22 protein-coding genes are annotated in these 16926 nt (G+C 67.0%); 13 read left to right on the top strand and 9 right to left on the bottom strand.

The features are described 5' to 3' along the window. The first annotated feature begins 17 nt into the window (after positions 1 to 17). Positions 18 to 425: a GFA family protein gene (locus V7672_RS04385; protein WP_335623479.1), complete on the top strand. Its 408-nt coding sequence runs from the start codon at positions 18 to 20 to the stop codon at positions 423 to 425. Here V7672_RS04385 and V7672_RS04380 read toward each other — a convergent pair. Both V7672_RS04380 and V7672_RS04375 read right to left on the bottom strand, forming a co-directional pair. Then, on the bottom strand, positions 398 to 781 hold the full coding sequence (locus V7672_RS04380) for a RusA family crossover junction endodeoxyribonuclease (RefSeq protein WP_335623478.1): 384 nt from the start codon (positions 779 to 781) through the stop codon (positions 398 to 400). The two genes, V7672_RS04385 and V7672_RS04380, sit on opposite strands and share 28 nt — an antisense overlap. Next, positions 778 to 1380, bottom strand: a complete 603-nt coding sequence (locus V7672_RS04375; RefSeq protein WP_335623477.1) for a peptidylprolyl isomerase — start codon at positions 1378 to 1380, stop codon at positions 778 to 780. Before V7672_RS04375 ends, V7672_RS04380 begins: the two co-directional genes overlap by 4 nt. 119 nt (positions 1381 to 1499) lie before the next feature. On the opposite strand from V7672_RS04375, the gene fumC reads away from it, so the two are divergent. Continuing rightward, a complete protein-coding gene (gene fumC / locus V7672_RS04370; protein ID WP_335623476.1) occupies positions 1500 to 2897 on the top strand; it encodes a class II fumarate hydratase in 1398 nt (465 codons plus the stop codon). 14 nt (positions 2898 to 2911) lie between these two features. Here fumC and V7672_RS04365 read toward each other — a convergent pair whose 3' ends face one another. From V7672_RS04365 to V7672_RS04355, 3 genes are all read right to left on the bottom strand, one after another. Then, a complete protein-coding gene (locus V7672_RS04365) occupies positions 2912 to 3151 on the bottom strand; it encodes a DUF2188 domain-containing protein (protein WP_335623475.1) in 240 nt (79 codons plus the stop codon). 89 nt (positions 3152 to 3240) lie between these two features. Continuing rightward, entirely contained in the window at positions 3241 to 3468 is a 228-nt protein-coding gene (locus V7672_RS04360) for a DUF2171 domain-containing protein (protein WP_335623474.1), read from the bottom strand. Between the two features lie 83 nt (positions 3469 to 3551). Then, positions 3552 to 3953 (bottom strand): YccF domain-containing protein, encoded by a 402-nt coding sequence (locus V7672_RS04355; RefSeq protein WP_335623473.1) that lies wholly within the window; start codon positions 3951 to 3953, stop codon positions 3552 to 3554. 70 nt (positions 3954 to 4023) lie between these two features. Here V7672_RS04355 and V7672_RS04350 point away from each other — a divergent pair, with 70 nt between their 5' ends. Next, positions 4024 to 4209, top strand: a complete 186-nt coding sequence (locus tag V7672_RS04350) for a DUF4169 family protein (protein ID WP_335623472.1) — start codon at positions 4024 to 4026, stop codon at positions 4207 to 4209. Next, positions 4202 to 4342, top strand: a complete 141-nt coding sequence (locus tag V7672_RS04345; RefSeq protein WP_335623470.1) for a hypothetical protein — start codon at positions 4202 to 4204, stop codon at positions 4340 to 4342. The genes V7672_RS04350 and V7672_RS04345 overlap by 8 nt, the downstream gene beginning before the upstream one ends. Positions 4343 to 4350: 8 nt before the next feature. On the opposite strand, the gene V7672_RS04340 is transcribed toward V7672_RS04345, so the two are convergent. Next, positions 4351 to 5262 carry a DMT family transporter gene (locus tag V7672_RS04340; protein WP_335623469.1) on the bottom strand — a complete coding sequence of 304 codons (912 nt, stop codon included), beginning with the start codon at positions 5260 to 5262 and terminating at the stop codon, positions 4351 to 4353. 185 nt (positions 5263 to 5447) lie between these two features. On the opposite strand from V7672_RS04340, the gene V7672_RS04335 reads away from it, so the two are divergent. Further along, the gene (locus V7672_RS04335) at positions 5448 to 7313 is read left to right on the top strand and encodes a cation:proton antiporter (protein WP_335623468.1); all 1866 of its coding nucleotides are present in this window, start codon (positions 5448 to 5450) and stop codon (positions 7311 to 7313) included. Further along, on the top strand, positions 7310 to 7852 hold the full coding sequence (locus V7672_RS04330) for an OmpA family protein (RefSeq protein ID WP_335623467.1): 543 nt from the start codon (positions 7310 to 7312) through the stop codon (positions 7850 to 7852). The genes V7672_RS04335 and V7672_RS04330 overlap by 4 nt, the downstream gene beginning before the upstream one ends. On the opposite strand, the gene V7672_RS04325 is transcribed toward V7672_RS04330, so the two are convergent. Next, the gene (locus V7672_RS04325; RefSeq protein WP_335623466.1) at positions 7849 to 8616 is read right to left on the bottom strand and encodes a Coq4 family protein; all 768 of its coding nucleotides are present in this window, start codon (positions 8614 to 8616) and stop codon (positions 7849 to 7851) included. The two genes, V7672_RS04330 and V7672_RS04325, sit on opposite strands and share 4 nt — an antisense overlap. 75 nt (positions 8617 to 8691) lie before the next feature. Here V7672_RS04325 and V7672_RS04320 point away from each other — a divergent pair, with 75 nt between their 5' ends. Both V7672_RS04320 and V7672_RS04315 read left to right on the top strand, forming a co-directional pair. Then, positions 8692 to 8928 (top strand): ribbon-helix-helix domain-containing protein, encoded by a 237-nt coding sequence (locus V7672_RS04320; protein WP_335623465.1) that lies wholly within the window; start codon positions 8692 to 8694, stop codon positions 8926 to 8928. A 49-nt stretch (positions 8929 to 8977) separates the two neighbouring features. Beyond that, complete coding sequence (locus V7672_RS04315) at positions 8978 to 9697, top strand: SIMPL domain-containing protein (protein ID WP_335623464.1); 720 nt, start codon at positions 8978 to 8980, stop codon at positions 9695 to 9697. A gap of 28 nt (positions 9698 to 9725) precedes the next feature. On the opposite strand, the gene V7672_RS04310 is transcribed toward V7672_RS04315, so the two are convergent. Next, positions 9726 to 9944, bottom strand: a complete 219-nt coding sequence (locus V7672_RS04310) for a hypothetical protein (RefSeq protein WP_335623463.1) — start codon at positions 9942 to 9944, stop codon at positions 9726 to 9728. A 66-nt stretch (positions 9945 to 10010) separates the two neighbouring features. Beyond that, a complete protein-coding gene (locus V7672_RS04305; RefSeq protein WP_335623462.1) occupies positions 10011 to 10358 on the bottom strand; it encodes a DUF4282 domain-containing protein in 348 nt (115 codons plus the stop codon). A 119-nt stretch (positions 10359 to 10477) separates the two neighbouring features. Here V7672_RS04305 and V7672_RS04300 point away from each other — a divergent pair, with 119 nt between their 5' ends. The 5 genes from V7672_RS04300 (at position 10478) to parE (ending at position 16909) form a co-directional block, all read left to right on the top strand. Then, positions 10478 to 12787 carry an ATP-dependent helicase gene (locus tag V7672_RS04300; protein WP_335623461.1) on the top strand — a complete coding sequence of 770 codons (2310 nt, stop codon included), beginning with the start codon at positions 10478 to 10480 and terminating at the stop codon, positions 12785 to 12787. Positions 12788 to 12856: 69 nt separating this feature from the next. After that, complete coding sequence (locus tag V7672_RS04295; RefSeq protein ID WP_335623460.1) at positions 12857 to 13162, top strand: hypothetical protein; 306 nt, start codon at positions 12857 to 12859, stop codon at positions 13160 to 13162. Positions 13163 to 13167: 5 nt separating this feature from the next. Then, positions 13168 to 13446, top strand: coding sequence for a type II toxin-antitoxin system RelE/ParE family toxin (locus V7672_RS04290; RefSeq protein ID WP_335623459.1), 279 nt, complete (start codon positions 13168 to 13170; stop codon positions 13444 to 13446). Positions 13447 to 13554: 108 nt separating this feature from the next. After that, positions 13555 to 14823, top strand: a complete 1269-nt coding sequence (locus V7672_RS04285) for an O-antigen ligase family protein (RefSeq protein ID WP_335623458.1) — start codon at positions 13555 to 13557, stop codon at positions 14821 to 14823. A gap of 4 nt (positions 14824 to 14827) precedes the next feature. Then, a complete protein-coding gene (gene parE, locus V7672_RS04280; RefSeq protein ID WP_335623457.1) occupies positions 14828 to 16909 on the top strand; it encodes a DNA topoisomerase IV subunit B in 2082 nt (693 codons plus the stop codon). Positions 16910 to 16926 lie beyond the last annotated feature (17 nt).

Raw genomic sequence — 16926 nt, 5'->3', positions numbered from 1 at the left:
GAGCCGGGGAGGACGACATGCTCGAGGGGGGCTGCCACTGTAGCGCCGTGCGCTACAAAACCGATGGCAAGGTTGAACATCATGCGCTGTGCCACTGTATCGACTGCAGGAAATCGGCGGGCGCGCCGGCGGTCAGCTGGTGTCTGGTGCCAACCGACAGCCTGACGATCACGGGCGAAACCCGGACGTACGCCTCGTCCGAGCATGGACGGCGGTCCTTCTGTGTCACCTGCGGAACGGGTCTGTTCTACACGAATGAGGTCATCTTCCCGGGCATGACCGATATCCAGGGGGCCACGCTGGATGACCCCGACGCCTTGCCGATCCAGGCCCAGATCCAGACGGCCGAGCGCATCGGCTGGATGGCGACGCTGGACCAGATCCCGGCGTTCGAACGCTATCCGCCGATCGGGCCCGACGCCTGATCTGACCGCGGAAAGACCCGGATCGTGATGCGCTCGCGCTCGCCCTCGTGGCGTTGGACCAGCAGGCGGGCGACCTGGGCATCGTCGTGGAATAGATAGCCCTTGATGGCGTCCAGGAGGGCCTTGGCCAGATTGTCGAGGTCCATGTGCGGGGGCTCGCCCACATGCTCCATGTCGATCTCGACGACGTGGTCGCCCCATGACGGGCGGGCGCCGCGCCATTCCTTGCGCATGAACTCATAGACCAGCGGCTTGTAGTATTTGGCCTGGGTGGTCAGGCCGTCGATGGTGATCTCGACCCCCTGCCCCGCCTCGCGCGCCCGGACCTTGCCGATCCCGATCCAGTCGGCGCTCATGGACGACAGGGGGCGGGCACCTCGCCCACCACGGTCGCGGCCAGGATTTTAACCGGCGGCGTCAGCTGTTCCTCGGCGTCGGCCGGGCTGCGGTGGATCTCCTGAACCACATCCATGCCGGCAGTCACCCGGCCGAAGGCGGCAAAACCCTGCCCGTCCGGATTGCGCGCGCCGCCATAGTCGAGGCTGGGCGCGTCCTCGACCACGATGAAGAAGCTGGAGGTGGCCGTGTCGGGACCGTCGCGCGCCATGGAGATGGTTCCGGCCATATGGCTGAGGCCGGTGTCGCGCGTTCGCTCCAGCGCAACCGGCGGGTTCAGGTCGTCATCCGAACCGCGCGGCGTGGCGCCCTGGATGACGCTGATCGGGTTCGGATTGTCATTGGTCGCGGCGACGACGGTGCGGAAGAAGCTGCCCCCCTCGTAGTGGCCATCGGTCACATAGGACAGGAAGTTGCAGACCGTCAGCGGCGCCTTGTCCGTCGCCAGCTCCAGCGTGATCACGCCCCGCTCGGTGACCACATCGCCCCGCACCGGCTCGCCGGGCACGGTGGCCTCGGTTGCGCAGCCTGCGAGGGCCGCCGCGGCAAGGGTGATCATCGCCAAATATCGCATCCTGAGCTCCCGCCCCCGGGGCCGCTTGCCCCCCTGACACTTCGTGCTACACCCGCGCCCATTCCTGCGCCAAGCCCCTGATCCCCGCACCCGGAAAGCCGCTCATGTCCGATACCCAGAAGCCCCGCGTCGAAACCGATACCTTTGGCCCGATCGATGTGCCCGCCAGCCGCTACTGGGGCGCGCAGGCGCAGCGCAGCCTGGGCAATTTCAAGATCGGCTGGGAGACGCAGCCCCTGCCGGTCGTGCGCGCGCTGGGCATCGTCAAGAAGGCCGCCGCCGAGACCAATATGGCGCTGGGCAAGCTGGACCCGAAACTGGGCCAGGCCATCCTCAAGGCCGCCGATGAGGTGATTGAGGGCAAGCTGAACGACCACTTCCCCCTGGTCGTGTGGCAGACCGGTTCGGGCACCCAGTCGAACATGAACGCCAATGAGGTGATCAGTAACCGCGCCATCGAAATGCTGGGCGGCGAGATGGGCTCCAAGGCGCCGGTTCACCCGAACGACCATGTGAACATGAGCCAGTCGTCGAACGACACCTATCCGACGGCCATGCATATCGCCTGTGCCGAGGAGGTCGTGCACCGCCTGCTGCCGGCCCTGCAGACCCTGCACAACGCCCTGAACGACAAGGCGCAGGCGTGGAAGGACATCATCAAGATCGGCCGCACCCACACCCAGGACGCCACCCCCATCACCCTGGGCCAGGAGTTCAGCGGCTATACCCAGCAGATCGCCAAGGGCATCGAGCGGATCCAGTCGACCCTGCCCGACCTGATGCAGCTGGCGCAGGGCGGCACGGCCGTCGGCACCGGCCTGTCGGCCCCGGTCGGATTCGCCGAAGGCGTCGCCGACAAGATCGCCCAGATCACCGGCCTGCCCTTCACCTCGGCGCCCAACAAGTTCGAGGCCCTGGCCGCGCACGACGCCATGGTCATGACCCACGGCGCGATCAACACGGTCGCCATGTCGTGCTTCAAGATCGCCAACGACATCCGCTTCCTCGGCTCGGGCCCGCGCTCGGGCCTGGGCGAGCTGGCCCTGCCGGAGAACGAGCCGGGCTCGTCGATCATGCCGGGCAAGGTCAATCCGACCCAGTGCGAGGCCCTGACCCAGGTGTGCGCCCACATCCACGGCAACAATGCCGCGATCGGCTTTGCCGGGTCGCAGGGGCATTTCGAGCTGAACGTCTACAATCCGATGATGGCCTACAACTTCCTGCAGTCGGTGCGGCTGCTGGCGGATGCGGCGGTCAGCTTCACCGAGAACTGCGTGGTCGGCATCGAGCCGCGCCTCGACAACATCGAGCGCGGCCTGAAGAACTCGCTGATGCTGGTGACGCCGCTCAAGGAAAAGTACGGCTACGACCTGGCCGCCAAAGTGGCCAAGACCGCGCACAGGAACGGCACGACGCTGCGCGAGGAAGCCATCGCCCTCGGCATCCCGGGCGAGGACTTCGACGCCATCGTGCGGCCCGAGACGATGATCGCCCCGGGCTGAGCCACGACGCCGGCCTAGTCGACGACGGTCGTTTCGGGGCGGTCGCCGCCTTCCGATACCTCGCGGTGCCACTGGCCGGAGGAGTCCTCCCAGCTGATGGTGCGGGTCTGGCCGCCGACCTGCTGTTCGGCGGCGGCGGTGCGGGCCGCCTTCAGCGCCGTGTCGTGGTCAGGGAAGGTCTCGGAATAGGTCTCTCCGACCTGATAGGCCCAGCCGCCGTCGTGCTGGACGATCTTGTAGATGACTTCGGTCATGACGTGTTCCCGGGTTGATTTGTCTTCAGATAGGCAGAAGGCCCCGCCTGTGAAAGCGGGGCCCTCATCAATCGCTGTGACTGGACGACCTATTGCTTGTCGGTCCAGCGGGCCTTGGCCTCGTCCTCGGTGAGGTTCAGGTGGACGTGCTCATCGACACGGGTCACCCAGTCCATGGGGATCATCCGGTGCTTGAACCCGGTGTCGAGATCCAGCTTGGCCAGCTCGATCTGGTTCCCCTTGACGTGGTCGACGCGGCCGATACGGCCCCCGTCGGACCCGATGACGTCCATGTGTTCCTTGATGGCTTCCAGCATGGTGATTCTCCCTGTCTGTTGGATGTAATCCATCAACGGGAAGGCTCGGAAAGCCGTTGCATACGGTAGCGCTGGAAAGCGCGTCAGGGCTTGTCGCGGATGGTACGGCCGACCGGGGCGAGGGCCAGCTTGGCCAGCTCCAGATCCTTGAGAGCGAACGGGATGCCGATGATGGTGATGGCCTCGAAGAAGGCCGCGATCAGGTGGCTCAGCGCAATGTACCAGCCGGCGAAGATGAACCAGATGACGTTCAGGACCACGCCGACCGGGCCTGCGCCGATGTCGGTCGCGTCGGGATCGCGCCACACGACCTCACGCCCGAACGGCCACAGTGTATAGGCGCCGATGCGCCAGGCGGCGAACGTCCAGGGCAGGCCGACGATGGTGAGCGCCAGCAGCGCCCCGCCAACGAACCAGCCGATGGCCGAGATCAGGCCGCCGAAGATCAGCCAGAGAACATTGAGAATAAGTCGAATGAGGTCCATGCGCCGATCATAGGGGCGCACGGGGTCGGGGCCGAGTGAATTTCCTGACATCCTGGAGTAGGCTCAGCCCATGGCCGAGATCATCAATCTGAATCGTGCGCGAAAAGCCCGTCAGAAGTCCGCAGCAAAGGCTGTCGCGGAGACGAACCGGGTCCTGCACGGCCGCACCCGGGCAGACCGTGACGCCCGGAAGAGCGAACGCGAGCGCGCGGACCGGCATATCGAGGGCCACAAACGGGAGGACGACCATGACTGACCCCCGCAAGGACAAGCGCGTCCGCCGCGGCCTGATCCCGCTGCTGGTCGCCTTGCGGCTGGAGGCGAAGCGCAAGGCCGCGCGCGAGGGCAAACCCGCGCCGGATGACGAGCACGACGACGACCGTCGCTAGGCTTGGGGCTAGCTGACCTTCGGCGCGCGGATCAGCAGCACCTGGCCGGCCAGCACGAGGGCGAGGCCGAACAGCGCCGTCAGACCGAAGCTGGCCCCCTCGAACAGTACCGACACCAGCATGGCGATCGGCGGGGTCAGGGCCGAGATATAGCTGGCCAGCGCATAGCCCCGGCTGCGGGCGATGGTGAAATAGATGACGAAGGCCACGACTGACCCCAGCAGCGACAGATAGAGCAGTGAGCCGATGTAGCTGACGGTCGGCTCGATCCGCCACTCGACCCCCTGCGTCACCCCAAAGATTGCCAGCATCGCCGTGCCATAGGCCATGGCCCAGGCGGTTGCTGGCATGACGGCCGAGCCCGCGACCTGTCCCTTCCAGGCAAAATAGTTGCCGAAGGCCGAGCTGAGCACCGCCAGAGCCGCCATGCCGACGCCGAGGCCCGCGGCGCTCGTCATTTCGCTGCCCAGGATCTCCGAGCCTGACAGGACCGCCACCCCGACCAGCCCCAACGCCGCCCCGCCCCAGGCCAGACGCGACGCCTTTTGCCCGGCGATGACGCGGAACAGCACCAGATTGATGAAGGCCAGACCGGCGAAGATCACCGCGACCACGGCCGACGGCACCCGCTCTTCCGAGGCGTAGACGAAGCCATAGGAGATGGCGAAGACGAAGGCCCCCTGCCCCAGCGCCGCCAGATGCTGGACCCGGTTCAGCCGTACGGGACGCCGGGTGGCCAGGCAGAAGACGAACAGGGCCAGCGCCGCCAGACCGAAGCGCCACACGATCGAGACGGTCGGCGCGACCGATCCCAGCTGCAGGGTGATCGCATACCAGGTGGTGCCCCAGATGAGGGCGCACACGACAATGCCCGCGATCAGCCAGCGGGTGGCAGCAGGAACGGCAGACGGAGCAGGCACGGGCTAGAACCATGGACGCGGGAGATGGCCCGGACACTTGCGCCGAATCGCCCGCCATTGCGAGCGCTGCCCGGTGTCTGGCGGTCACATCCGGTTCCATCCGGTTTCAGCCGCGGACTTTTCCTGCAACGCTTGGGGGTCTGGGCCGTTAGAGACCCGAACGCGACGCCTCAGAGCGGGGGACAATGGAACATCAGGCACTGGTGCTGGCGGCGATCGGCGTGCTGGGGATCGGCGCGCAGTGGGTTGCCTGGAAGACGGGGTGGCCCGCCATCGCCCTCATGCTGCTGGCCGGAATCATCGGCGGGCCCGTCACGGGCTTCATCCGTCCCGAGGAGGTCTTCGGTCCCCTGCTGGAGCCGATCATCGCCCTGGCCGTCGCCATCATCCTGTTCGAGGGCGGCCTCAACCTGAACTTCCGGGAACTGCGCCACGCCGAGGGCGCGGTTCACCGGCTGGTGTTTCTGGGCGTGCCGATCGCCTGGGTTCTCGGGGCGCTGGCCTGTTATTATGTCGCCGGGCTGATCTGGCCGGTGTCCATCCTGTTCGCCGGCATCCTGGTGGTCACCGGCCCGACCGTGATCCTGCCCCTGTTGCGCCAGACCAATCTGGCCCAGCGGCCGCGCGCCATCCTGAAGTGGGAAGCCATCGTCAACGATCCGCTGGGCGCGCTGTGCGCCGTGCTGACCTATGAGGTGCTGCACCGTGCCGGCGAGGGCGATACCGTCGTCGGCGTGGTCCTGTCGCTGCTGCTGGCCGCAGCCGTCGCCGGGCTGATCGGCTGGGGCGCGGCCCGGATCGTCGCCTGGGCCTTCCCCCGCGGCTATGTACCCGAATTCCTGAAGTCCCCCGTGCTGCTGATCACCGTCATCGGCGTGTTCGTCGGCGCCAATATGATCCAGGAAGAATCCGGCCTGCTGACCGTTACCGTCATGGGCGTGGCGCTCGCCAATATGAAGCTGGCGAGCTTCCGCGACTTCATGCACTTCAAGGAGAACATCACCGTTCTGCTGGTGTCCGGCGTGTTCGTGATGCTGTCGGCCTCGCTCAATCTGGAGGTGCTGCGCCAGTTCGAGTGGCGCTTCCTGGCCTTCCTGCTGGTGCTGCTGTTTCTGGTTCGTCCGGCCACCGTCCTGCTCAGCCTTGCCTTCAGCCGGGTCCCGATGCGCGAGCAGCTGTTCATCGGCTGGATCGCCCCGCGCGGGATCGTCGCGGTGGCCATCAGTGGCCTGTTCGCGCTGAAGCTGGGCGAGCTGGGCTATGCCGACGGCGGCACCCTGGTCACCCTGTCGTTCGCCGTGGTGATCGCCACCATCCTCGCGCACAGCTTCACCGCCCGGCTGGCCGCCCGCTGGCTCAAGGTCACCGGATCCGGCGACAAGGGCGTGCTGATCGTCGGCACGACGCAGTGGAGCCTGTCGCTGGCGGAGCTGCTCAAGTCGCTGAACATCCCGGTGCTGATCGCCGACACCAGCTGGCAGCGTCTGGCCACCGCCCGGCAGCGCGGCATGCCGGTCTTCCACGGCGAGATCCTGTCCGAGGTGACCGAGGATCATGTCGACATGAGCGAATTCCAGGCCCTGGTCGCGACCACGGACAATGAGGCCTACAACGCTCTGGTCTGCAACGAACTGGCCCCCGAGGTCGGGCGTCATGCGGTGTTCCAGCTGGGCGACACTTCGGACGACAATCCGCGCGCCCTGCCCCCGACCCTGCGCGGCCGGACCCTGTTCGCCTCGGGTCTGGGGGTCGAGGAAATCGCGCGGCGCGAACGGGCGGGCTGGGACTTCCGCAAGACCCGGCTGACCGACAAATACGGTCTGGACGATGCGCGGGCCGACCTGCCGGCCGAGGCGGACCTGCTGGTGCTGGTGCGCGACGGGGGCAAGCTGCACTTCTTCAGCCACGCCTCGCGGCCCAAACCCCAGCCCGGCGACACCGTGGTATCCTACGCCCCGCCGCGCGAGCCGGCTCTGGCCCGCGCCAAGAAGACACCGCCCCCGAAAGGAGACGAAGGCATGATCCCGCTTCCTTCGCCGTCAGGCACATGAGAGCCCTCTATCCCGCCCTGCTGGGTGCCGGGCTGATCGTATCGGCCTGTCAGGACCGACCCGAGCCGGCACCGGAGTCGGCAGAGCCGCCCGCACCCCGCGTTGAGGCTGACGCGCCGCCTGAAGGCGCCTCGATCATGCGCCCCGAGGTGTTGGCCGAGTCCGAGGCCGCCCCGCCTGCGCCCCTGCCCGACCCCGTTGAGGCCAGGGTCCTGTTCGGACTGGGCGAGACGAGCCTGACGGATGAGGCCCGCGCCATGCTGGATGCCCTGATCGAGGGCAAGGCACTGACGGACGGCCATTGGCACCTGACGCTGACCGGTCGCACCGACGCCAGTGGCGATCCGGAGACGAATGAGCGGCTGGCGCGCGAACGCGCCGAAGCGGTGCGGGCCTATCTGGTCGACAAGGGCATTGCGGCGGACCGCATTGCGATCATCGCAGCGGGCGAGCCCGAGGCAGGTCCGGAAACCGCCGCCAGTCCGATGCAGAACCGCCGTGTCGACATCCGGGCCGCGGCTAGGCGCGACGGCGCCTAGCCGCGCAGCTTCAGCGACTGGCGCACCTCGGCAGGAACCGACAGATAGATGTCCGGCGTGCCGATGCCGAGACGCTGTCGAGCCTCGTCCAGCGGGCGGGCAAACAGGGCCTCATAGTCCAGACCCGGCAGCCATTTGGCCCGCCGTCCCATCTGCCAGGCCTGCCAGACCGCCCGGCGGGCCGGGACGCTGCGGTTCTCGCGCTGGATTTCCCGCGCCGCCCCCCAGCCGATGAAGGCGAAGCCCAGGCTACCCGTCTGACCGTAGGAAAAGGCGACCACACAGGCCTCTCCGAGAGCGTCGGTCTCGAACCCGGTCAACACATGCCAGATGTCGTGCACGTCGCGCAGGCGACGCGAATACCAGACCGTCGGATGTTCGGCGTCGATCAGCGGGGTGGCCTTGCGCGCCTCGTCGGCCAGCCCCTCGGCGGTAAAGCCGCGCGCGTCCCGGAACGCGCGATAGGCGGCCCCGACCGACTCCTCCGGAAAGCGGCCCAGCCAGACGGCGTCGTCCAGCTTGTGCGCCAGTTCCTCGCGCAGATAGGCCTGACGCCCGCCCTCGAAGGTGCGCAGCAGCTTTTGATAGCCGCGCGTGGTCGAGCGACCGTTGAGGGCCTTCATGATCTCGAACACCTGGGTGGTGTCTTCCTTGTCGCGCACCAGCCGCCGGAAGGCCCGGAACGCGGTCAGGGGGCGAAGACGCTCGGCCCGGACCGGATTGAAGCTGTCGATCCCGGGGATATGTGTGACAAGATCGGTCATGGCGGGTTCCGGACAGGACGGTTGCTTTAGCATACCCTCGGCCCGTCCGGACGTCACGCCCGATCAGGAGGGGCCATGCTGAAGAAGAAGTCGGTGCTGCTGGCCGGCCATGCCACCTCGATCGCCCTGGAGCCCGAATTCTGGGCGGTGCTGGACGATGAGGCTTCCCGCCGCGAAATGAGCCTCGCAGGCTTGCTGAAAGAGATCGACGCCACGCGGGGACGCCGGCCCCTGGCCTCGGCCTGCCGCGTGCGGGCGCTGGAATGGGTGGCGCAATCCACACCGGCGAATCCCGTTTCCGATAGGGTTTGACTCGCCGGGACATGAGCGCATTCTGCGGCGAGATTCACAGGACGCTCCCATGAAAATCGATCCCCGCCTTGTCCCCGCAGTCATTGTGGCCGGGGTGCTTTCTGTCGGCCTGATCGGCGCCGGGGCGCTGATCGGTCAGGGGGTGGTCAACGCCCGTGTCGGCGACCGGGTCGTGACGGTACGCGGCCTGTCAGAACGGGACGTCGTGGCAGATCTGGCCATCCTGCCCGTGCGATTTACAGCGACCGGCGAGGTATTGTCCGAGGTGCAGGCGCGTATCGACGCCGACCTGGCAACGATCCGGCAGTTCCTCGCGGCCCAGGGCTATCCGGCGGATGCCATCACGCTGGGGCGGCTGGAGGTCACCGACATGCAGTCGCGCGAATACGGCGGCCAGAACAACGGGCCGCGGTTCATCCTGGCGCAGACGGTGATCGTGCGCACGACGGATGTGGCACGGGTGCAGACGACCACGCGGTCGCTGAACGATCTGGTCCGGCAGGGGGTGGTGATCCAGGACTACAACGGGCCGACCTATCTCTTTACCCGGCTGAACGATGTGCGCCCGGAAATGATCGCGGAAGCCACGGCTTCGGCCCGCACGGGCGCCGAACAGTTCGCCAAGGACTCGGGCACGCCGCTGGGCCCGATCCGCGAGGCCACCCAGGGGTCGTTCCAGATCCTGTCGCGGGATGAGACCGGCGACGAAAGCCAGTCCCCCGACAAGAAGGTGCGGGTGGTAACGACCGTCCGCTACAGCCTGCGTTAGGCGATAGCGAACGGCCGATCCGATAGTCTTATTCCGCCGGGGCGGGCGTGGGGACGTCCGGAGCCGAAACTTCGGGCAGGTTCACGTCGACATCGACGTTCTTGTCCTGGGTGCCCATGCCGCCTGCAAAGACGAAATAGGCGATGATGGCCAGAACGACGACGACACCGCCGACGATGAAGGCCAGCCCGGCGTTACCGCCGCCGCCGCCATTGTTGCCACCCGTATTGTTCGATTGATCCGACATGTAGTCCTCCAGTTAAGCCTGAGGCACAAACGGAGGCGAACGGCACAGGTTCCCGATGCAGACCGGTCAGCGCGGCGGAAGGCGGTCCCGGATCTCGCCCATCCGGTTGTACATCAGGAACATCAGCAGCCACATCTCACAGATGAACCGCCAGAAGACGAGGTAGATGATCCCTCCGATCGGCGCGAGAATGAACATGAAGAAGCCCCCGCCGCCTCCATCCGTCAGCGCGCCCATGATGCCGCCGCCGAACATGGCGAGCACCGTGGTGATCAGGATCACGACCAGGCCGATGTAGTAGATGATCTTGATCAGGGCGCTGCCGATCAGGTGGTCAAACCCCCAGAACCGCTTGATCAGTTCTTGAAAGCCGCCGTCCTGTTGGGGCGGTACCGGTGTTCCTTCCATGCTCATGATGAGCCCTCCCTCGGATTTACAACCGGAAGAGTGTGGGGCACCGACTCAGGGTCTGTCAAAACCCGTGCGCCTTGGCGGTGGCCTTGGCGCGCGCCGGTTCCTATTATGTTTCGCTCATGTCCGACTCGCTCCCCCTCCCGCCCCGTATTTCCGATCTGGCCCGGGCCGCAGCCCCCCTGCCCGACTATCTGCAGGGTTTGAATCCCGAGCAGCGCGAGGCGGTGGAGACGACCGAGGGGCCGGTGCTGGTGCTGGCGGGGGCCGGCACGGGCAAGACGCGGGTGCTGACGACGCGGCTGGCGCACATCCTGGCGACTGGCAAGGCGCGCCCGTGGGAGCTGCTGGTCGTCACCTTCACCAACAAGGCCGCGCGCGAGATGCGCGAGCGGATCACCCACCTGATCGGGCCCTCGGCCGAGGGGCTGCGCTGGCTCGGCACCTTCCACTCCATCGCCGCCCAGATCCTGCGCCGTCACGCCGAGCTGGTGGGCCTGCGGTCCAGTTTCACCATTCTGGACACGGACGATCAGGAGCGGCTGCTGAAACAGCTGATGGAGGCCGAGGGGATCGACACCAAGCGATGGACGCCCCGCACCCTGGCCAGTCTGGTCGACCACTGGAAGAACCGCGGCTGGACTCCGGCCAAACTTCCGGGAACGGAGGATTTCGCCAACGGCAAGGCCAAGTCGCTCTATGCCGCCTACCAGAACCGGCTGAAGACCCTGAACGCCTGCGACTTTGGCGACCTCTTGCTGCACAATCTTACGATCCTGTCCGAGCATCCGGATATCGCAGAGGAATACCGCCGACGCTTCCGCTACATCCTGGTCGACGAATATCAGGACACCAATGTCGCCCAGTATCTGTGGCTGCGGTTGCTGACGTCCTCGACGGGCAATGTCTGCTGCGTCGGCGATGACGATCAGTCGATCTATGGCTGGCGCGGGGCCGAGGTCGACAACATCCTGCGCTTCGAGCGGGACTTTCCGGGCGCGAAGATGGTGCGGCTGGAGCGGAATTATCGCTCGACCGGCAATATTCTGGGCGCCGCCTCGGGCCTGATCGCCGGCAATCGCGACCGGCTGGGCAAGACCCTGTGGACCGAGGATGAAGGCGGCGACAAGGTCCGGGTGCGCGGCGTCTGGGACGGTGAGGCCGAGGCCCGGTTGATCGCCGACGAGATCGAAACGGCGCGCAAGACCGGCATGAACTACAAGGACATGGCCGTCCTTGTTCGCGCATCATTTCAGATGCGGGCGTTTGAGGAACGGTTCGTCATGCTGGCCATCCCCTATACGGTGATCGGCGGGCCGCGCTTCTTTGAACGGGCCGAGATCCGCGACGCCCACGCCTATCTGCGGCTGATCCAGTCCGAGGACGATGATCTGGCCTTCGAGCGGATCGTCAATGTGCCCAAGCGCGGCATCGGCGACACTTCGGTGCAAAAGATCCTGCACCTCGCGCGCACGGCGGGCATTTCCGCCATGGCGGCGGTCCACCGGCTGATCGAGTCGGACGAGCTTCAGGCCCGCACCCGCACCGCCCTGGCCGGATTTGCGCGCGACCTGCACCGCTGGCGCACCCTCGCCGCCGACACCCCCCACCCCCAGCTGACCGAAGTCATTCTGGAGGAGAGCGGCTATACCGACATGCAGAAGGCCGACCGCCTGACCGGCCAGACGCGGCTGGATAACCTCAAGGAACTGGTCCAGGCCATGCAGGCCTTCGATACCCTGCAGGCCTATCTGGAGCATGTGTCCCTGGTGATGGACATGGAGCGGGCCTCGGGCGACGACTCCGTCCAGATCATGACCCTGCACGGCGCCAAGGGGCTGGAGTTCCCGCTGGTCTTCCTGCCCGGCTGGGAGGAAGGCGTCTTCCCCAGCCAGCGCAGCGTCGACGAAAAGGGCGAAAAGGGCCTCGAGGAGGAACGCCGGCTGGCCTATGTCGGCCTGACCCGCGCCCGCCGCGACGCCCGGATCAGCTTTGCCGCCAACCGGCAGGTCTATGGCCGCTGGACCGCCCAGATGCCCAGCCGCTTCGTCGACGAACTGCCGATAGAGAACGTCCAGCCGGAAAGCGAGACCGGCTATTACGGGGCCGCCCCCAGCGCCCGCCAGGTCCAGGATCGCTGGTCAGAGGGCACGACCTTTGGCGGCGGCTATGACAGCCCCGGCTGGAAGCGCGCCCAGCAGAGGGCGACCTCAGGCTCGGCCCAACGCACCCCGCCCATCGAAGGGGTCGCCCGCCGGGTCGAGAGTCCGGCGACCGCCGCGCCCTCAGGCCAGTGGAGCCGGGGCGAGCGGGTCTTCCACCAGAAATTCGGCTATGGCCGCATCCAGGGCGTCGAGGGCAACAAGCTGCGCGTCGCCTTCGACAAGGCCGGCGAGAAGAAGGTCATCGACAGCTTCGTCGAAAAGGCGTGAGGCGGCCCTTCTGCAATCCGGGGTAGCACCTTCTGGCTTGCGACCCGGCGCTGTGCGACACTGCCCGACATGGCGAGCCTCACTCTCAAACTGAGCGATGACACGCTCCGAAAGCTGATCGAGGCGGCGCGTGAAGCAGGCGTGCCCCCAGAGCGTATGGCCGAGATAGCGCTCGAGGCGTGGGCCTTGTCCCTTGACCGTCTCGCGGTGGCCAGAGGACTGGCCGAACCGGGCCGGGCTTGGGCAGATGCGAGCCCGGACCAAGGCGAATCCGCCCAGCAAACAACGCCTGAAGATTATGAAGGCCCTTTCGTCGATCTGGACGAAGCTCTGGACGGCTTCAGCACCGAGCTGCACCGTCGGCTGAAGCGTTAGCCCGCTTGAAGGTCGTCCTGAGCCAAAGGGCAAATCTGGACCTGATCGCCCAGATCGACTGGCTGATCGGCTTGTCGCCTTCGGCCGCCCTGCACGCCGAAACCGTCATCCGGACTGGTTTGGAAACTCTGGCCGTCTTCCCGGAGGCCGGTCGATCGATCAATACGGCGGAGCGGAAATGGGTGATCCCGTTCGGACGCGACGGATTCGTCGTCATCTACAGGGTGGAAACGGATCGGGTGGTCGTCGGCCGCATCCTCCACAGCCGCCAGAGCCGCGACTGAACTCGCTTCCCCAACGCTTCGTTAACGCCGACCGCTCACCTTCCAGGGGTGCGCGCATCACCGAGAGATTCGGGTTCATCCCTGCCCGCGCCGCCCCTGTGGGAACAGGTGGCGGCAGGGTTTGTGGTCGTCATGCTGACCGGGGCGCTGATCGGCCCCGTCTTTGCGCCCGACCAGGGGGAGACGCCGATCCTCAGGCTGATCTGGCTGCCGGTCTATGCCATCACCCTCGGCCTGATACTGAACCGTCTCGGGCGGATGGCCTCGGCCTGGCCGGCGTGGATCATCCTCGGCCTTCTGACCCTGCTGGCGCTGGCCTCGCGCTACTGGTCGATCGATCCGGGGGTGACCGACCGGCGGGTGATCGCCCTGTTCATGACCAGTGCCTTTGCCGTCTATCTCGGCGTCGCCTTCACCGGGGCCCAGCTGCCGCGCCTGCTGATGCACACCGGCCTGGTGATGGCGGTCGGCAGTCTGGTCATGGTCCTGGCCGTTCCCGCCATCGGCATCCATCAGGCGGACAACGCCGGCCTCTGGCGGGGGCTCTGGTACGAGAAGAACCAGATGGGCATCGTCATGGTCGCGACGGCCGTGGCCTCGGCCGCCGTGCTGGCCGCCCCCGACCGGCACGAACGGACGGTCTGGACAGCCCTGCTGACACTGGCGCTCAGCGTCGGCCTGATGCTGGGCACCCAGTCCAAGACCTCCCTGCTGTGTCTGATGGCCGGGCTGGGAGTCATTGGCGGCCTGTGGATCATGCGCCGGGGCGGACCGGTGCTGTCGGTCTTCGCAGTCTGGGGCGGGGTGACCGCTGTCGGCATCGCCGCCTGGGTCTGGACCGACAATTCGGCGCTGATCCTCGAACTGCTGGGCAAGGACCCGACCCTGACCGGGCGGACCGATATCTGGGAAAGCCTGATGCGCCGCGTCGCCGAGCGGCCGTGGACCGGCTTTGGCTACAGCGCCTTCTGGGGCAAGGAATCGGTCCCTGCTCACTATGTGCGGCTTGAAACCGGCTGGCTGGTGCCGTCGGCGCACAATGGCTGGATCGACCTGCTGGTCCAGGTCGGCTGGCCGGGCGCGATCCTGGTCGGCACGGTGATGGCGATCACCCTGTTTGCCCTTGTCATCCGGCTGGGCGGACAGGGCTTTCGCGAGGGGGGCTTCTCGCTGGCCTATCTGCTGGTGTTCGCGGTGCTGAGCGCGTCGGAAAGCGTGCTGCTCAGCCACGCCAACCTTCCGTGGGCGCTGTTTCTGGCCCTGACGGCGCGGGCGCTGACGCCTGACCCGATGCCGCGACGCCACACTGCCACGGTTCCGCTTGCCCGACGCCGTAGAGGGGCCTACCTCACCTCCCCTCGAATCGTTCCAAACTGAGGTCATGCCTCCCATCTCCGCGCCGTCCCTGTTCGATCTGCCCGAGCCCGAGCCTGAAAAGCCGGCGGCTGAGCCCGTGCGCCCGGCCGCGACACCTGTCGCCGCCCCTGTGGCAGCGCCCAGGCCCACCGAGCCCGTACAGGCAGCTGCAGGCACGACGGGCTATTCCGCCTCCTCGATCGAGGTGCTGGAGGGGCTGGAGCCCGTCCGCAAGCGCCCCGGCATGTATATCGGCGGCACCGATGAGCGGGCGCTCCACCACCTGTTTGCCGAAGTGCTGGACAACGCCATGGACGAGGCCGTGGCCCGCCATGCCAAGCTGATCAAGGTCGAGCTGGACGCCGAGGGCTTTCTGTCCGTGCAGGACGACGGCCGCGGCATTCCGGTCGACCCCCACCCCAAGCATCCGGGCAAGTCGGCGCTCGAGGTCGTCATGACCGTGCTTCACTCGGGCGGCAAATTCTCGGGCAAGGCCTATGAGACGTCAGGCGGCCTGCACGGTGTGGGCGTGTCCGTCGTCAACGCCCTGTCGGACCGGCTGGAGGTCACCGTCTGGCGCGATGGCCATGAGTGGCACCAGAGCTTCTCACGCGGCCTGCCGCAGGGTGGGCTCGAAAAGCGCCAGCCGTCGAAGAAGCGCGGCACCCTGATCCGCTTCCGGCCGGACCCCGAGATCTTTGGGACGGGCGTGGCCTTCAAGCCCGCGCGCCTGTTCCGGATGACGCGGTCCAAGGCCTATCTGTTCCGGGGCGTGGAAATCCGCTGGACCTGCGCGTCCGAGCGGATCGTCGATGCGACGCCCGAGACGGCGGTCTTCCACTTCCCCAATGGTCTGGCCGATGCCCTGGTCGAGCGGATCGGCGAGCTGGAGACCGTCACCCCGACCTTCAGCGGCCGGGTCGAGCGCAAGGGCGAGGCCGGCGCCGTCGAGTGGGCCGTGACCTGGAGCCCGATCGGCTTTGGCGAGGCCGACGGCTTCGTCCAGTCCTACTGCAACACGGTCGCCACGCCCGACGGCGGCACCCATGAGGCCGGCTTCCGCGCCGCCCTGGTCAAGGGCCTGAAGGCCTATGGCGAGCTGTCGAACGAAAAGCGCGCCTCGATCATCACGGCCGAGGATGTCATCGCCAATGCCGGCGCCCTGATCTCGGTCTTCATCCGCAATCCGGAGTTTCAGGGCCAGACCAAGGACCGGCTGTCGTCGCCCGAGGGCCAGCGGCTGGTCGAGGCCCTGCTGCGCGATCCGTTCGACCACTGGCTGACCGAAAGCCCGAAACAGGCCAACGCCCTGCTGGGCTTTGTCATCGACCGGGCCGAGGACCGGCTGAAGCGCCGCAAGGACAAGGAAGTCCAGCGCGCCGCCGCCACCCGCAAGCTGCGCCTGCCGGGCAAGCTGGCCGACTGCACGCGTCAGGCCGCCGAGGGCACCGAGCTGTTCATCGTCGAGGGCGACTCGGCCGGCGGCTCGGCGAAACAGGCGCGCGACCGGGCGACCCAGGCCATCCTGCCGCTGCGGGGCAAGATCCTGAACGTGGCTTCGGCCACGGCGGACAAGCTGCGCGCCAATATCGAGCTGTCGGATCTGGCGCTGGCGCTGGGCGTGCAGCCGGGGAACCGCTTCAACCTCGGCGATCTGCGCTATGAGCGCGTCATCATCATGACCGACGCCGACGTCGACGGGGCGCACATCGCGGCCCTGCTGATCACCTATTTCTACCGCGTCATGCCCGAGGTGGTCCGCGAGGGCCGGCTGTTCATGGCCCTGCCGCCCCTGTACCGGATCCAGGCGGGCAGCCTGTCGGAATACGCGCGCGACGACGCCCACCGCGACGAGCTGCTGGCCACCACCTTCAAGGGCCGCAAGGTCGAGATCGGCCGCTTCAAGGGTCTGGGCGAGATGATGGCGTCCCAGCTCAAGGAGACGACCATGGATCCGAAGAAGCGGACCCTGGCGCGCGTCACCCTGCCGGAATCCGAGGACGAGATCGCCGATCTGGTCGAGCGGCTGATGGGCAAGAAGGCCGAACCGCGCTTCGACTTCATCCAGCAGAATGCCCGCTTCGCCCAGGCCGATCTGGACCTGTGACGATCCGTCCCCGAAAC

The sequence above is a fragment of the Brevundimonas sp. genome, assembly GCF_036963785.1.
In the GTDB taxonomy this organism is placed as follows: domain Bacteria; phylum Pseudomonadota; class Alphaproteobacteria; order Caulobacterales; family Caulobacteraceae; genus Brevundimonas.
The sequence above is the reverse complement of the archived record's forward strand: the minus strand, read 5'-3'. Positions and strand labels throughout refer to the sequence as shown.

Coding starts and splice junctions, on each gene's coding strand:
- V7672_RS04295 (WP_335623460.1), top strand. CDS start 12,857: ATGGCGAGCCTCACTCTCAAACTGAGCGATGACACGCTCCGAAAGCTG.
- V7672_RS04320 (WP_335623465.1), top strand. CDS start 8,692: ATGCTGAAGAAGAAGTCGGTGCTGCTGGCCGGCCATGCCACCTCGATC.
- V7672_RS04300 (WP_335623461.1), top strand. CDS start 10,478: ATGTCCGACTCGCTCCCCCTCCCGCCCCGTATTTCCGATCTGGCCCGG.
- parE (WP_335623457.1), top strand. CDS start 14,828: ATGCCTCCCATCTCCGCGCCGTCCCTGTTCGATCTGCCCGAGCCCGAG.
- V7672_RS04365 (WP_335623475.1), bottom strand. CDS start 3,151: ATGACCGAAGTCATCTACAAGATCGTCCAGCACGACGGCGGCTGGGCC.
- V7672_RS04325 (WP_335623466.1), bottom strand. CDS start 8,616: ATGACCGATCTTGTCACACATATCCCCGGGATCGACAGCTTCAATCCG.
- fumC (WP_335623476.1), top strand. CDS start 1,500: ATGTCCGATACCCAGAAGCCCCGCGTCGAAACCGATACCTTTGGCCCG.
- V7672_RS04385 (WP_335623479.1), top strand. CDS start 18: ATGCTCGAGGGGGGCTGCCACTGTAGCGCCGTGCGCTACAAAACCGAT.
- V7672_RS04350 (WP_335623472.1), top strand. CDS start 4,024: ATGGCCGAGATCATCAATCTGAATCGTGCGCGAAAAGCCCGTCAGAAG.
- V7672_RS04315 (WP_335623464.1), top strand. CDS start 8,978: ATGAAAATCGATCCCCGCCTTGTCCCCGCAGTCATTGTGGCCGGGGTG.
- V7672_RS04305 (WP_335623462.1), bottom strand. CDS start 10,358: ATGAGCATGGAAGGAACACCGGTACCGCCCCAACAGGACGGCGGCTTT.
- V7672_RS04375 (WP_335623477.1), bottom strand. CDS start 1,380: ATGATCACCCTTGCCGCGGCGGCCCTCGCAGGCTGCGCAACCGAGGCC.
- V7672_RS04310 (WP_335623463.1), bottom strand. CDS start 9,944: ATGTCGGATCAATCGAACAATACGGGTGGCAACAATGGCGGCGGCGGC.
- V7672_RS04360 (WP_335623474.1), bottom strand. CDS start 3,468: ATGCTGGAAGCCATCAAGGAACACATGGACGTCATCGGGTCCGACGGG.
- V7672_RS04330 (WP_335623467.1), top strand. CDS start 7,310: ATGAGAGCCCTCTATCCCGCCCTGCTGGGTGCCGGGCTGATCGTATCG.
- V7672_RS04345 (WP_335623470.1), top strand. CDS start 4,202: ATGACTGACCCCCGCAAGGACAAGCGCGTCCGCCGCGGCCTGATCCCG.
- V7672_RS04380 (WP_335623478.1), bottom strand. CDS start 781: ATGAGCGCCGACTGGATCGGGATCGGCAAGGTCCGGGCGCGCGAGGCG.
- V7672_RS04355 (WP_335623473.1), bottom strand. CDS start 3,953: ATGGACCTCATTCGACTTATTCTCAATGTTCTCTGGCTGATCTTCGGC.
- V7672_RS04335 (WP_335623468.1), top strand. CDS start 5,448: ATGGAACATCAGGCACTGGTGCTGGCGGCGATCGGCGTGCTGGGGATC.